The organism is Roseburia hominis A2-183 (assembly GCF_000225345.1).
In the GTDB taxonomy this organism is placed as follows: Bacteria; Bacillota; Clostridia; order Lachnospirales; family Lachnospiraceae; genus Roseburia; species Roseburia hominis.
In genome coordinates this window covers 229,506-246,091 of the sequence record NC_015977.1, presented here as the reverse complement: position 1 = coordinate 246,091, position 16,586 = coordinate 229,506, and the positions used below count along the sequence as shown (strand labels likewise).

General features: G+C 49.8%; 7 protein-coding genes. All 7 read right to left on the bottom strand.

Annotation, left to right across the window (positions count from 1 at the left end; all coding sequences use genetic code 11):
* Positions 1 to 158: 158 nt before the first annotated feature.
* Positions 159 to 1,346, bottom strand: coding sequence for an elongation factor Tu (gene tuf / locus RHOM_RS01035; protein WP_014078427.1), 1,188 nt, complete (start codon positions 1,344 to 1,346; stop codon positions 159 to 161).
* Positions 1,347 to 1,517: 171 nt separating this feature from the next.
* Positions 1,518 to 3,635, bottom strand: a complete 2,118-nt coding sequence (fusA, locus tag RHOM_RS01030; RefSeq protein ID WP_014078426.1) for an elongation factor G — start codon at positions 3,633 to 3,635, stop codon at positions 1,518 to 1,520.
* Positions 3,636 to 3,652: 17 nt separating this feature from the next.
* On the bottom strand, positions 3,653 to 4,123 hold the full coding sequence (gene rpsG, locus RHOM_RS01025; RefSeq protein WP_014078425.1) for a 30S ribosomal protein S7: 471 nt from the start codon (positions 4,121 to 4,123) through the stop codon (positions 3,653 to 3,655).
* A 229-nt stretch (positions 4,124 to 4,352) separates the two neighbouring features.
* Positions 4,353 to 4,772, bottom strand: coding sequence for a 30S ribosomal protein S12 (gene rpsL / locus RHOM_RS01020; protein WP_014078423.1), 420 nt, complete (start codon positions 4,770 to 4,772; stop codon positions 4,353 to 4,355).
* A 241-nt stretch (positions 4,773 to 5,013) separates the two neighbouring features.
* A complete protein-coding gene (locus RHOM_RS01015) occupies positions 5,014 to 7,314 on the bottom strand; it encodes a leucine-rich repeat protein (RefSeq protein ID WP_014078421.1) in 2,301 nt (766 codons plus the stop codon).
* A gap of 70 nt (positions 7,315 to 7,384) precedes the next feature.
* On the bottom strand, positions 7,385 to 8,515 hold the full coding sequence (locus RHOM_RS16440; RefSeq protein WP_014078420.1) for a class B sortase: 1,131 nt from the start codon (positions 8,513 to 8,515) through the stop codon (positions 7,385 to 7,387).
* A 30-nt stretch (positions 8,516 to 8,545) separates the two neighbouring features.
* Positions 8,546 to 16,543, bottom strand: a complete 7,998-nt coding sequence (locus tag RHOM_RS01005; protein ID WP_014078419.1) for a fibronectin type III domain-containing protein — start codon at positions 16,541 to 16,543, stop codon at positions 8,546 to 8,548.
* Between the last annotated feature and the right edge of the window lie 43 nt (positions 16,544 to 16,586).

Below are 16,586 nucleotides of genomic sequence, written 5' to 3'. Positions count from 1 at the left end.
CTCGGTTTCATGACCGGTTATCCTCAACTCAGGCAACTACAGTTTCCTTCTCCTGCAACCGCCGATCCAGATCCCGGCAGCTACAGTTTCCCACTTTAATGCAAAAAAGGCTCCCAAGGAAAACCCTGGGAGTCTTAAATTTACTGAATAATATTTAATTACTCGATGATTGTAGCAACACGGCCTGATCCTACAGTACGTCCACCCTCACGGATAGCAAATGTAAGACCCTGCTCCATAGCTACCGGGTGAATTAACTCGATAGTCATCTCGATGTTATCACCAGGCATGCACATCTCTGTACCAGCCGGAAGGTTGCAAACACCTGTTACGTCTGTTGTTCTGAAGTAGAACTGCGGACGATAGTTGTTGAAGAACGGAGTATGACGACCACCCTCGTCCTTTGTCAGAACGTAAACCTGAGCTGTGAACTTGTGATGGCAGGTAACAGTACCCGGCTTAGCAAGAACCTGTCCACGAACGATCTGGTCACGGTTGATACCACGAAGTAATGCACCGATGTTATCACCAGCCTGAGCCTCGTCTAACTGCTTACGGAACATCTCGATACCGGTTACAACGGTTGTCTGAACATCATCCTTAACACCAAGGATCTCAAGGTTATCATTCAGATGTAATGTACCTCTCTCAACACGTCCGGTAGCAACTGTACCACGACCTGTGATTGTGAATACGTCCTCGACTGGCATAAGGAATGGCTTATCTGTGTCACGCTGCGGATCCGGAATGTACTCATCAACTGTATCCATGAGTTCCATGATCTTGTCGCCCCACTCGCCCATTGGATCCTCAAGAGCCTTAAGAGCAGAACCCTGGATGATCGGGCATCCCTCGAAGCCGTACTCCTCAAGCTGCTCGGTAACTTCCATCTCTACTAACTCGATGAGCTCCGGATCGTCTACCATATCGCACTTGTTTAAGAAAACAACGATGTAAGGTACACCTACCTGACGGGAAAGTAAGATGTGCTCTTTTGTCTGAGCCATAACACCATCGGTAGCAGCTACTACGAGGATAGCACCATCCATCTGAGCAGCACCAGTGATCATGTTCTTTACATAGTCAGCATGACCTGGGCAGTCAACGTGTGCGTAATGTCTCTTCTCTGTCTCGTACTCGATGTGAGCGGTAGAAATTGTGATACCACGCTCTCTCTCTTCCGGAGCCTTATCGATGTTCTCGAAATCTGTAGCTGTGTTACCAGCAACTCTTGCAGCTAATACTTTGGAGATAGCTGCTGTTAAAGTTGTTTTACCATGGTCAACGTGTCCAATGGTACCGATATTACAATGTGGTTTTGTTCTTTCAAACTTAGCTTTTGCCATTTTGAATATCCTCCTTAAAATGATGCCCCTTGCGGGCTATAGTTATTATATAAGAATAACTCGGCTAACTCTGATTATATAAAATAATCAGCGGTTTTTCAAGCTATTTCTTACCGGATTTCCCCTGTTTATGGGAAAATCCGGGATTTTTACAAACTGCATACGGAAAGCTTATTTGGACTTGTCAGCCAATACCTTCTCCTGTACACTCTTCGGTACCTGCTCGTACTTCTCGAAGAACATCGAGTAGTTACCACGACCCTGTGTCTTAGAACGCAGGTCTGTAGAATAACCGAACATCTCTGCAAGCGGTACATATGCCTTTACAAGCTTACCGCCGCCGATATCATCCATACCCTCGATACGTCCACGACGGGAGTTGATATCACCGATAACATCACCCATGTACTCCTCAGGCATTGTAACCTCAACCTTCATGATCGGCTCGAGTAATACCGGGTTTGCCTTGTGCATAGCTTCCTTGAATGCCATAGATCCGGCAATGTGGAATGCCATCTCGGAGGAATCGACCTCATGGTAAGATCCATCGTATACGTTCGCATGAACACCGAGTACCGGGAATCCACCAAGGATACCTGCCTGAGCAGCTTCCTCGATACCTTCGCCGATTGCCGGGATGTACTCCTTCGGAATCGCACCGCCGACTACGGTAGACTCAAACTTGAATGTCTCTTCACCGTTCGGATCCATCGGGTCAAACTTCACTTTACAGTGTCCGTACTGACCACGTCCACCGGACTGCTTTGCATATTTGTATTCAACATCAACCGGCTTTGTAAATGTCTCTTTGTAAGCAACCTGAGGTGCACCAACGTTCGCCTCAACCTTGAACTCACGAAGCAGACGGTCTACGATGATCTCCAGGTGGAGTTCACCCATACCAGCGATGATTGTCTGACCAGTTTCCTGATCTGTATGAGCACGGAATGTAGGATCCTCTTCTGCAAGTTTTGCAAGAGCCTCACCCATCTTACCCTGTCCAGCCTTGGTCTTCGGCTCGATTGCGAGCTCGATAACCGGCTCCGGGAACTCCATGGACTCTAAGATTACCGGATGCTGCTCATCACAGATGGTATCACCTGTCGTTGTGAACTTGAATCCAACGGCTGCAGCGATATCTCCGGAGTATACTTTCTCCAGCTCCTGACGCTTGTTGGCATGCATCTGTAAGATACGTCCAACACGCTCTTTTTTGTCTTTTGTTGCGTTCAGTACATAAGAACCGGAGTTCATTGTACCGGAATATACACGGAAGAATGCAAGCTTTCCTACAAACGGGTCAGCCATGATCTTAAATGCAAGTGCGGAGAACGGCTCTTCATCGGAAGAGTGTCTTACTACCTCATTGCCATCTAAGTCAACACCCTTGATAGGCGGGATGTCGGTCGGAGCCGGCATGTACTCGATGATTGCATCGATCAGCTTCTGCACTCCCTTGTTTCTGTAAGCAGATCCGCAGCATACAGGTACTGCAGTACACTCACAGGTAGCTTTTCTTAAGACCTTCTTCATCTCCTCAACGGATGGCTCTTCACCCTCGAGGTACATCATCATAAGGTCATCGTCCAGCTCGCAGATCTTCTCTACCAGCTCGCTGCGGTAAAGCTCTGCGTCGTCCTTCATATCTCCAAGATCATCGGTAACGGTGATATCATCACCCTTATCGTCGTTGTAGATATATGCCTTCATCTCGAACAGGTCGATGATTCCCTTGAAATCATCTTCCTTGCCGATCGGCAGCTGAAGAACGATTGCGTTCTTACCTAATCTTGTACGGATCTGATCAACAGCGCCGTAGAAGTTCGCACCTAAGATATCCATCTTGTTGATGAATGCCATACGCGGTACGTTGTAGGTATCAGCCTGACGCCATACATTCTCTGACTGAGGCTCAACACCACCCTTTGCACAGAAGACGCCGACAGCGCCGTCCAGTACACGGAGTGAACGCTCTACCTCAACCGTAAAGTCAACGTGTCCTGGGGTATCAATGATGTTGATACGATGCTCCAGAGCACCCGGCTTCGGCTTTGTGAACTCTTCCAGAGTCCAATGGCAGGTCGTAGCGGCTGATGTAATGGTGATACCTCTCTCCTGCTCCTGCTCCATCCAGTCCATGGTAGCAGTACCCTCGTGAGTATCACCAATCTTATAGTTAACACCGGTATAGTACAGAATACGCTCGGTCAATGTGGTCTTACCCGCATCGATATGAGCCATAATACCAATGTTTCTGGTTCTCTCTAATGGATATTCTCTTCCAGCCAAGGTATTTCCTCCCTAAATTAGAAACGGTAGTGAGCAAACGCTTTGTTTGCCTCTGCCATTTTGTGCATATCTTCTTTCTTCTTAACGGATGCACCTGTGTTGTTAGCTGCATCTAAGATCTCATTAGCAAGTCTCTCTTCCATGGTCTTCTCACCGCGGTTACGGGAGTATGTTGTCAACCAGCGAAGTGCTAAAGCCTGACGACGGTCTGGTCTGACCTCGATCGGCACCTGATAAGTAGCACCACCGATACGTCTTGCCTTTACCTCAAGAACTGGCATAACATTGTTCATGGCCTCTTCAAATACCTCGAGAGCCGGCTTCTCAGCCTTCTCCTCTACTCTCTTGAAAGCTCCGTATACAATCTTCTGTGCTACACCCTTCTTACCGTCTAACATGATGTTATTGACAAGCTTGGTAACCACTTTGTTATTGTACATTGGATCTGCTAATACGTCTCTTTTCTGAGTATGTCCTTTACGTGGCACGGTTCTTCCCTCCTTAATCATAATTTACTATACAGAACTCTGTCTGCATTGCCCGGTCTCCAGTCTCTGGATCCGGAGGACTTCATTTCGATTAATTCAACGGTACTCACAATGTAGTGGCAGGTATCTGCCTCTTCGTGTTCGTGCGGAAATATATCTCTGTGTGAAACAATTCCAACACTTACCATGTGATACTATTGGTTCGCTGAATTACAGTAACTCTACGCTACTATTTTGCAGCCTTTGGTCTCTTAGCGCCGTACTTGGAACGAGCCTGCTTTCTGTTAGCGACACCGGCAGTATCAAGTGTACCACGGATAATGTGATATCTTGTACCTGGTAAATCCTTAACACGACCACCACGGATCAGAACAACGCTGTGCTCCTGTAAGTTATGTCCCTCACCCGGGATATAGCTTGTAACCTCGATTCCGTTGGAAAGACGTACTCTGGCGATCTTTCTAAGAGCTGAGTTAGGTTTCTTAGGAGTAGCTGTCTTAACAGCAGTACATACACCTCTCTTCTGCGGAGAAGAAGTATTGGTTGGCTTCTTCTGTAAAGAGTTGTAACCTCTCTGAAGTGCAGGTGCTGTAGACTTCTTAACAGATGTCTGACGTCCTTTTCTTACTAACTGGTTAAATGTTGGCATTATTTTCACCTCCTGTTTTATTTGTATGAGATCATAAATTGATCTCGGCGTACGTATGCACGCTAAATCATTATATTAACCCTATCTTTTTTTGTCAAGTTCTTTTCCAAAATTTCCTTGAATTTCGCGGAATACGTGGGTAAAAAAGAGTTCTGCATGCAAAAAGAAAAGATGGAAAACTCCCAACGGATATCTTCCATCTATCTATTCTTCCACATTTTTACATGTTTATACCAAACGGTCAGCCATTTGCCCGTTTTCTCTGCTTCTCCTGTCTCTCACTGGTCAGAATCATATAGATTCCCAGCAGCATCACACCGATGCACAGAACATATTTCGGATTTAACGACTGTCCGGTCTTCGGCGTCTCATCCTTTACCTGCGAGTCATCCGCCGCCTGCGCATTATCCGCCGGCTGCTCCGTCTCCGCCGCTTCCGTCGTCTCTGCCGGCTGGCTTTCCGCCTGGCTTCCGCCTGCCGGTGTAATCACAAACCCGGAGGTTGCCTGCGCCGTTGAATCCGAGTGACGCTCATCCACTACGATGACATAATCACACGCATGCACAAAGGAAAATGACACATTGCCGTCCGCATCTGTATCAGACTGTCCCATATACTCCAGGATCTGATTATCTACATTATAATAGAACAAAGTGCCCAGCTTATTGGCGTTCGCCGCACCGACATTTACGGTCAGCTGCGCCGTCAGGCCAAACAGGTTGTCGTGCGCCAGATGCATCTGCGTTGACCATCCGCTTCCGGTTACTGTGCTCTGCAGGTTCGCCGGCACATTGCTTGTTCCCAGTTCCACGCCAAAATCCGTATCTGCTACAACGCTTGTGTCAATGCTGCTTCCGTCAATCGTCCATGAGATTCCATTTCCCATATCCAGAACCAGCGTCAGCTGCTTATCTGCCGCCAGTGTCAGAATATCCTTCGGCACAACCGTGGTGCCGTTCATGGTAATATAGATCGTTGAACCTGGATCCGCCACCGTCATCTGCGTGTAAATCGCATCCCAGCCCTTCAGTTCCTCATTTCCGGTGATATATGCGGTTCCCTGCTCTGCAAATCTGGTCGTCGCAGGCACTTCCGCCGCTGTCGGCTGCACATCTCCCTGTGTCTCCGCCGTCGTCGCTGCCGCCGATCCGGTACCGCTGCTCTGTGCGCCTGCCGCTCCGGCACTGCCCTTTACCGCACCGCTGCCTCTTCCACTGCCGTTGCCGCTTCTGCTGCCTCTTCCAGATGATGTGCCGTTACTCTTTCCGCTGCTGCCGCTTCCGCTGCCCGTACTGCTGCTGTTATTACCACTGCTCGTGTTGCTGCTGTTATTGCTGCTATTGTTATTACTGCTGTTATTGTTATTGCTGTTGTCGCCGCTGTTATTGTTGTTACCGCTGTTATTATTGTCGTTGTTATTGTTGTTATTGTTGTTATTGTTGTTATTGTTGTTATTGTCATCTGCCGGTTTTTCCGTGTCCTCGGTCGGCTTCTCCGTATCCTCCGTCGGCTTTTCTGTATCCTCGGTCGGTTTCTCCGTGTCTTCCGTCGGCTTTTCCGTGTCCTCGGTCGGTTTCTCCGTATCCTCGGTGTCGTCCGGCTTATAATCCGTCACCACAATCGCACCGTACGTCTCCACCAGCTTCGGTGCAGCCGGAGCGCTTCCCGGCACTTCAATCGAGTGGATCTTGAAAGAAGTATTCTGCTCGCCAAACGTTTCTAAGGCTTTGCCAAGGCAGAGTGTCTGAATCTCACTGCCGTCAAACGCACCATCTTCCACGGTTGTCACGCTCTCCGGAAGTGTGACTTTTCCAAGCTTGCAGCCGTAAAATGCATTTTCACCGATCATCTTGGTACCGTCATACACCTCGATGGTTCTCGCCCCCTGCGGGCAGCGGTATAACGTAACCCCGTTCGCCGTGTAGAGTGCATTGTCGTATGACATAAAGTAAGTATTCGTCTCTTCCACGTCAATGGACTGCATGTTGACACATCCGTCAAATGCGTCCGACGCAATGGTTTTGGTCGCCTCGGGTATCACGATACTCTCGAGGGACTCACAATTTTTAAATGCTTCTTTTCCGATCGATGGAAGTTCCTTGGAAATACTTAAGTCCGTCAGTCCCGCACACTCTGCAAATGTGCCATCGCCGATTCCTTCCTTGCTCTCCCACGTTGCACTTTCCAGACTGGTACAGCCGTAGAACACATTGTCTCCGATCTTTGTCACGCTGTCCGGAACCGTAACCTCGGTCAGATATTCACATCCTGCAAATGCGTTATCTCCGATGGTTGTCACACTGTCCGGGATCTCCACCGATGTGATCGTCGTATTGAGGAATACATCGTCATCAATTTTCGTGATGTTATCCGGAATGACAACTGCGTTCTCCGCTCCGACATACCCCTGCAGGGTTGTCCCTTTTATGACAAATCCGTCCTCCTGACCGGACGCTGCACTGAGCTCTCCGGGATAGATCATCACCACAAGCATGGCAACGACCAGCACATAACCTATTTTTCGTTTTATCCGGTATTTCATTAGCACTCTCTCCCATCATCCTTTATTTCGCCGCAGCCCGCCCGTAAACCTCACGCGCGATCCCACGCTTTTACTCTGCTTCCCTGCATTTCTTCGCCACCAGAAACAGTCTTCCGTCTTCTGTAAAATTGTTACAGGTCGACAGGGTCAATAGCTCGTCCCCGTAGACCGGCAGATCTGTTCCGGTAAACACCGAGAGTTGTATGATATGATCGAGGTAGTCGTTAAACGCCTCCTCGGAATCCGCCTGTATAAAATCATAATAACGAAATTCCTGTGAATTTCGGTACTGCACCTTTGCCAGACAGACGGCAAACACTTCATAGGTGCCTTTCTCATAAATTGTATCAAATCTGATCTGCGCGTGCTCCCTCCAGTAATCTTCATCCAGATACTTCTTGAGACTTCCGAACATCGCACCGCTTTTCATGTTGTGTCCGTAGATAATAATATTGGTGCTGCGCTGCACCAGATCCGTTCTCGGATCCATAAACAAGGTTCCGTTGATATCGTCCTCCCCGTTTACATTGCGCTTGAGATAATAATCCCCGTCATTCGGGGTAAGCATGACCGGATAGTCAATCTTCGTCCCGTCAATGGTGATCCATCCGGCAAAATCACTGTGCTGCGCCACGATGGCTTCATATTCCGGCAGAACCGGAGGAGGCGGTTCGTTCTCCCGCTCCGTCTGGTCTAATCCCGCCGCAAGTTCCGGTGCATCCTCCGAAAAAAAGGTGTCATTGTCCACCATCTCTGCGGCTTCTGTCGGATTTTCTTTTAGCATCTTCAAATACTCATTCGCCTGACTGCCGCGGTGATTCGTGTAATCTGACCAGAAATACCAGCCAAAACATAGAATCGCAGCCGTCACACACACCGCACCGAGAATCTTTCTGCTGCGGTCCTGCGCCACCTGCCGGGGTTCCTCCCCCGCTTGTTGTTCCGGCGCCTGTGCCTGCGTTATATTTTTTGCCGCGGATTTTGCCACGACATCTGCAATATCCAGAAAAAATTTCTTGCCGACTTTGCTGCCGAACTTGATCTTCCCTGTTCGGATCAGCCAATAGAGGCGTAGAGCGGTTTCCGGTTCATTGAGATCGACGGTGTTCTGTATCTTTTCGATTTTCTTCGCATCTTCGAGCCCTCGGGCATATTCCTCTTCTGTGTCAAATGTAAAATTCCCTATCTTATATGCCGCCATGATCGGAACCGCTCTCCCTCCTCTCTATCTTTATTTTGTGGTTGTTCCGGTAACTGCTCCGGTAAACTCACCGTAGTAAGTCTCGCCGTCCGCCACCAGGTAGCTTCTTACTTTATAAGAGTATGTTGTCTCTGCCGCAAGCTTTTTATCGGTATAGAAAGCGTCTCTGGTACGCGTTACCTGCTGCCACTTTCCATCTGCGCCGGCACGGTATACTTCGTATCCCGTCACGGCACCGTCGCCCGTCCAGCTGATGGACAGACTGTCTGCGGATGCGCCTGTCACAACCGCCGCGCCCGCATCGCACGGTCTGATGTCAAACGTCAGGTTCTTTGTCGCGGTGTAATTGCCTTTTCCTGCAACTGCCGCCACACCGGTACCTGCCTTGCGGTTGTTGGAATACATCAGTGTGTAGTCGCTTAAAAGTTCCAGGGCTTTGCCGTCATCTTCCACCGTCACGGTCGGCTTGATGTCAGATCCGGTATATACCTGTGTCTGAATCGAACCAATGTCGCACAGATGTATGCTCTTGCGCAGAATCTGGAAACTCAGTTCCTTAGTACCTGCATAATGGGTTCCGCTTGCTGTGATTACCAGCTTCGCTACACCCGCGTTGATGTTGTCTTCATAGGATACCGTGTAATCCTTATCTTTTTCCAGCTGCACACCGTCTGCCCATACTTCCGGCTCCGGTGTGATTGCTTTTCCGGTATATGTGTAAGTAGAAGAAATACCCTTCACTTCCAGTCCGTCGATCGGCGTCTGGTCTACAGTAAACTGCTTTGTAACGGTTCCTGTATAGTTGCCGGTTCCGGCAACCTCCATTTCGTAGATTCCTGCCACTCCTGCCGGTCTGCATGTCACGGTATAATCGGTGTCTCTTACGAGTGCGATCTCACCCCACTGGAATGTTACATTCTGTGTAATCTGCTCTGAGTAGGATACCGTGTCCTCAAATCCGCTCATCACCACATCTTCATCGGTGATGTCCTTCGGTGTAATCTCGATGGTGCATTTCTTGGTTCCGCCATAGCTTCCCTGACCGATCAGAAGAAGGGTCTGCGTTCCGGCGCTCATGCCATCGCTGTTGTTGTCAAATGCAAAGCTGTAGGAGTCTGTTGTCAGAACCGTCTCGCCGATGCGTACCTCTGTAATGCCCAGATCATCCGGCGTATAAACGCTTCCCGTGAACGGGTAACTGTCACGCAGTCCTACAATCTCCGCCGGACTGATGTCGCTCGCAATATGAAATGTGGTCTGGCGGTAATTCGTAAATCCGCCGGTTCCGTTGATCCGCATCAGCACAGTGCCGATCTCTGTGTTGTCCGTGTCAAAGCTCAGTGTATAGTCCTCACCCTGCTTTAAGGTGTAATCGCCGCAGGTCACTTTGACTTCCGGAATCACCGGCTGACCTGTGTATGCCTGATTCGGAATCGGATCCACCGTAACATCCGCAGCTGCAATATCGTGGCTTACGATGGTAAACGGTGCCGTTACGCTTCCCGCATAGCTTCCTTTTCCTGTCACGGTCACAGTTGCGGTACCGCACGCCTTGTTGTTCTGATAAGATACCTCATAATCCGTACCCGCTGTGAGTACATTGCCGTCCAGTGTTACCTGCACTTCCGGTTCCACCCCGTTGTCGCTTCCCATATACGGATAGGAAGTTCCGTTCGGGAACGTGACAATCGCTCCGTCAAAGCTCTTCTCCGTAATCGTGTATTCCACGGTGCGGGATCCCGTATAATTTCCGATACCGGAAATCACCGCTGTCGCTGTTCCTGCATGGATATTGTTGCTGTATGCAACGGTAAAATCGCTTCCCTCTGTCAGCTGACGTACCTCAACCTCTGTTCCGTACTGATATGTCACAAGAACAGTCGGCTTCTTTTCCGTTCCGTCATAAGAAAAGCTGTCCGGAATCACTTCTACCGCAATCAGGTCGGTGCCGGATGACGGTTTTGCCAATGATTTCGCCACGATCTGGAAGGATACTTCACGGCTTCCGATTACGTTGCTTCCATCACCGGTAATCACGACTGTACCGGTTCCTACATTCGTATTATCCGCGTCTGCCTTCTTTGCAATGGTATAGCTTCTTGCCGGCAGAATGTAATCCGTTGATCCGATGGTTGTCTTCAATGAGAACTCCGGCACAATCTCCTTACCGGTGTACTCTCTGCTTCCGATCGCGTTCTGCGTTCCGTCAAGCACCTTCAGGTCGTCCATCTGAAGTGGGTTAATATCAAAGGTTACCAGCTTGATCAGACCAGCATACTCGTTCTTACCCTTTACCATAATGCTTCCGCCGTCTGTTCCCGCCTTGATATTCTCTCCATAGGTCACATCATAATCGGACGTGGACAGTGTCTTGTTCCCTATCTTAACGGTAACCTGCGGGCGGATCTGTGTTCCGCGGTACAGGTAGCTGCTCTCTACACCGCTTACCTCCAGAATTCCCGCATTTGCAACAATGCTGAAATTCTCTGTGAGTGTTCCGGTAAATCCGTTTTTCTCATTTCCGATTACCGTCACGCTCGCAGTCTTATCACCGATCTTCACGTTGTTTTCGTATGTATGAATCACAAAGTGCTTTCCGGATGTCAGCTCTGTTCCGTAGTAGCTGATGCTCGGGATTGCCTCCACCGGATCTCCGGTATACTGCTGATCTCCGATTGCCACCTGGATGCCTGCCTCCGAAAGATCCGCTTTGATCGGAACCGTCTTCTCCACGCTTCCCGCAAAGCCTCCCATACCCTTGATGGTAACTACTGCGTTGCCGACCCAGCTGTTGTCTGCATAGACCAGCGTATAGTCGGTATCTTTCTGAAGTGTTGTTCCGTTCAGCACAACACTGATCTGATCGTCAAACGTGATGTTCTTATCGCCGATTGCAATGTCCGTCTCTCCGGCATTCACATAATCTTTAAACCACAGTTCATCCGGAACGGTAATCTCGGCGTCCGCAATGTTTGCGCAGATCTTAAAGGTCTTCTTCACGCTTCCTGTGTAATTGCCGATTCCCTTGAGAATGACAACCGCGTCGGAGCCAATGCTGTCGTTCTTCTCATAAGTACAAATATAATCCGTACCCATGACAAGTTCTGTTCCGTTATAGTACAGCTTCGGCTGCGGTGTTGCCGTTCCGTCCACCAGCGGCTGCGGTTCGATCGCTCCGATCTTAAAGCCGTTTGCCGGTGTATATCCGCCATTGCCAATACTTGCAAGTGTGATCGTAAAGGTTGTGCTTCTCGATCCTGTAAAGTCCGTACCGTCCTTTGCCGTTGCCGTCAGCGTCACGGTTCCGCGGCTGGTATGATCCGCCCCGTAGGATACCGTGTAATCCGTCGTGCTGATCTTCTGTCCGTCATAAGTAAGCTTCACTTCAGGCTCTACCGGGCTTCCGGTATACTGTGTCTGATAACTTCCATCGGTCACTCCGCCGACAGAGAGCTCTACGCTGCTGTCCGTAAGATCTCTCGGTGCAATCGCAAAAGTCTTCTGCCATACACCGACGTATCCTCCCAGACCTTCCACGCTTACCGTTGCGGTTCCCGCGTGGATATTATCCGTATATGTCACGGAATAGTTAGAATCTTTTACCAGCTTTTTGTTGCCCTCGATCCGTGTTACCGTCACCTCCGGCTCAAATGCACTTCCGTCATAAACATACTGTGTGCCGTCGGTGAGTGCCGGGCAGCTGATCGTAAATTTGCTCTCGTTTGTGATGAGCTGGCCAATTCTGAATTCTGCCGTCTTGCTTCCGGTAAAGTTGCCGGTTCCGGTCACTGTCACCGTTGCGGTTCCGGTTCCTTTGTTGTTCGCGTAAGCCACCGTGTAATCGTTGACCGGGCTTAACGCATAGGTTCCGTCTCCAAATTCATAGCTTACCGACGGTGCCGGTGTGACAGCCATTCCGTTGTACTCCTGCGCGTCGATCGGTGCGATCTTTACCTCCGGCTCTGCCAGATTCTTCGGCGCAATCGTATAATCTATCGTAAAGGTTCCCTGATAGTTTCCTTTTCCGGTAATCGTCATCGTTGCGGTCCCGGCATCCACATTATTCTCGTAGGAAATCTTGTAATCATCCTCGCCGAGCTTTTTCTTCAGATCTGTGCACTGTACCGTAGGTACCGGTGTAATCTCTTCCGAAGTGTATGTATAGCTGGACTTTAATCCGCCAAGCGTGCAGTTGTTGTCCAGGCTTCTCGGCAGAATCGCAAATGTCAATATTCTGTCATCTGTTCCGTAGTAATCTCCCTTACCGGAAACGGTGATGGATGCCTCGCCGGCATTCAGGTTGTCCGCGTAGGAAGACTCGTCATACGCGATCACTTTCTCGATCTCATCGGCTGTCGTAAGCTTTGTTCCATCGCTCAGCGTCAGCTCGGTGATCTTCGGATACAGACGCTCGCCGGTGTAGGTCGTCTCGTTCTCATCCACCTTCCAGCTGATGATCTCGTCCAGGGATTTTCCGCTGATGGTGAATACAATAATCTTCGTTCCTGTGTAGTTGCCGTTACCCTGTATGGTCACATTTGCCATCGGTCCCGGTTTCTCGTTGTTCGCGTAGCTGCCAGCCACGATCGAATAGTCGGTCGGCGCAGTCAATGTCTTCTTATTATAAGTAAGCTTTATCTCACTTTCTGTAAGGGTCACTGCATTTCCGTCGTACGCTTTCTTGATCGCCTCGTAGGAAACACCGGTTGCAATGTCCTTCGGACGAATCGTAAAGGTTGCACTCAGTTTTGTGGCGCCGTCGCTGTACACATAGCATCCGTTTGCCGTCGGCTGATCCTCCAGCGGGATCTGCTCTACTGTAACCGTCGCCTCCCCGGCATTGATCGCCTGATCCGCGTTGGTTCCGTCACTGTAGTTGACCGTATAATCTGTTCCCTGCTCAAGGACGCTCTTCCAGAGTCCGAATCCGCCGTCCGATACCGAAATCTCATCCGCAGCAAGCGTAATCGGATCTCCTGTGTATACCGGGTTTTCTGCCGGATTCACCGATACATCATAATCCTCATCAAGCTTGGATGCGAGCAGATACTTGATCTCCTGCTTGCCATAGAATTTGCCCTTTCCGGTAATCGTTACCGAAGCAGTGCTTCCTTCTTTTGAAATATCCTTGATGCCGTCATACTTTAATTCGTAATCAGTTCCTTTTACCAGCGTATTGCCCTGGTTATCCGTGAGTGAAATCTCAAGCTGGTTATCGTTTTTATTGTTGGAATACCACAGCATTGCCCAGTATGGTCCGTCATATCCTGTCACCATCCTGTCCGTGCTGTTGGTTACCTTAAGGTTCTTGTCGTTGATCAGTGTCTGGATATCTACCGCTGTAACCTCAAACGTCTTGGTAACAACGCCTGTATAGTTGCCGCTTCCGGTAATCGTCATCGTGTAGGTTCCGATGTCTTTTACCGTTGTCGGTGAACATGCCACCGTATAATCGGTTCCCTTTTTCAGTGTATGATCTGTCTTTGATGCGGAATGATATACAACACTCTCTGTCGGAAGCGCAATCTCTGCTCCCGTATAGTCAAACAGCTCTCTGTCAATGCTGGCAGTAATCTTCGTGCTTGTAAGATTGCACTGGGCAATCGTATACGTCAGACGTTTCGTTGTACCGGTCTTAAAATTGCTGTTGGAATCGCTCGGCGCAATCTCAACGCTCGCCGTACCTGCAAATATCTTGGTATCCGCAGAATAGGTCAGCTTGTAGTCCGACTCCGGAAGTGTTACCATGTCCGCGCCCTGCGCAAACTTTACAACCACCTTCGGCTTCACGTCTGCTCCGTCCGGAGAATATTCCATCTTATAGTTTGCAGTGCTTACCTCGGAGCCATCGGCATCCACATAGTAGCATACCGCCTTTGACATGTCCGCCTGCTCGATTGTGAATTTACCGGTCACTGCACCGCCGTATGTTCCCATACCCTGCAGCGTAATGGTTGCTGTTCCTGCATTCGTGTTGCTTGCGTAAGTAACGGAGTAATCCGTTCCCTCAACCAGTCCCAGATCGTTGTTGCCGCTCTTCCAGGTAATGTCCGGTTCCGGTGTCTGTGCATTGCCGTTATAAGTTACAGCCGCTGCCGTCACTTTCTGGATCAGGTCTGAGAGATCAGCGCCTGCCGCCTGATACTCCACCGTGTAGGTTCCCTGATAGTTTCCGATACCGGTGATGACACGACGGTAGGTTCCGTTTCCGGCATTGATAATATCTGTTCCGACGGTGTAATCCGTCCCCTTCTCCAGCGTCATGCCGTTGTAGGTTGCAGTGATGACCGGCTCCTTGTCCGCTCCTCCTGCCGCAGCAGCCGTCACAGACACAGCCATGCCAACTTCTTCCTGATCCTTGTTGCCAATATCTTTTGCCTTGATCTCAAAATTTACCGTCTTTGTTCCGTAAAGGGAATTTTTTCCGGTAATCGTCAATGTGGCTTGTCCGACATTGACATTGTCGGAATATACCGCATCGTAATCCGCCTGGGAAATGGTCTCCCCGTCCACCAGAAGCTGGAATGCCGGTGTCCACTCACTTCCGGTATATACATAGGAAGTCTTGTCAAAAACAACATTCGCGTCCGCCGCATTGCGCGGTGCACCGCAATATCTCTCTCCGGTATAGTTGCCGGTACCAGTCAGTGTAATTCCTCTTCCTGTCTTGCTGAGGGAAATCGTGTAATCTGTTCCTTCAACCAGATTCTTCACGCCGTCTACGGCATCCGCATCTGCACGCGCCGTATCCTTTACCTCTTGGATACAGGAGGTAAGTGTGGCAGAAGCGTTGTCCGGATCTGCTGCCGCATCAGCCAGCACCTTATCCCAGTCAATATTGTCCTGCAGTGTCACTTCCACCGTCGCGTCTGATACGTCTTTCTGTGCAATCACGTATTCCTTCTGAATCTTTCCGCTGTAACCGTTCTGTCCGGTAATGTACAGGTAATAGGTTCCCGCATTCACAAGCACGGTCGCATCCGTAGCCGGGTCAAAAGTTGTCGCCGCACCGCCAACCATCTGTGCATAGGAAAGCTGGTACTGATCGTTCTCTTTTAATATGGTATCTCCCACCTGTACCGCAACGGATGGAATCTGCTGTCCGCCGTTGTATACCGGATTCTCCGGGCTGACTGTCACCGCATCCTCCGAAAGATTCGGTGTGACCGTCAGATTACAGGTGTAGCTTTTTCCTGCATAGGTTGCCGTGATCGTCGTGCTGCCTACGGCAATACCTTCGATGGTTGCCGGGTTGCCCGTACTGCTTACTTTTGCCACCGTTTCATTGCCGGAAACCCATGTTACCGTTCCCGTGGCATTCTGCAGTGTAAGATCCTGATCCGTCCATCCCTCACCGATGGTCATGCTGTTCTTGTTCAGTGCTGCGGCAGCACTCTTCTTCACATTGCTGCTCTGTGCCGCCGTCTGATTATCCGAACCGGAAGAACTTCTTCCGGTTGTAGCAGTTACATCATAGGTGTATGCAGTTATCGCCGCACTGCTTCCGTTCACTGTATACATATCCTGCCAGCCGGCATTGCCGAGAATATAGCTCTCTCCCTCTGCCGTACCGCCATATACATAAAAGGACGCTCCGTTCAACCGGACGATCACAGAAAACCTGGAACCATTCTCCATTACCTGATTCGCCAGCCCTGCGGAATAAGTATTCTTTCCTTCCTTCACGCTGACTTCTTTTTGGAAAATGCTCGTTCCCGCATCCGGCGCCATGCCTTCTACATCCTTGTAATATTCCACGGTAGCCGTTGCCTTGCTGCCGTCATCCACATGTGCGTAGAAGTCAATACTGTCTAACAGTTCTGCTCCGTCCGCATTGCGGTCCGCTGTAAATACCGCAGCTACAGCCTGGGCCTCGCACGGCGCTCCCGCCAGTACCCCGTCTCCGTTCCGATAGGTGTTTACCGTTCCCTGTCCTGCCCAGACAGTCGTCGGCCATTCCACCATCGTCACAATCAGGCATACTGTCAGCATAAACGCCGAAATTCTCTTGCATACATCCTTGTACATACGCGCCATCTCCTTTGATCTATCCCTTTAGCGTTCGTCCCAT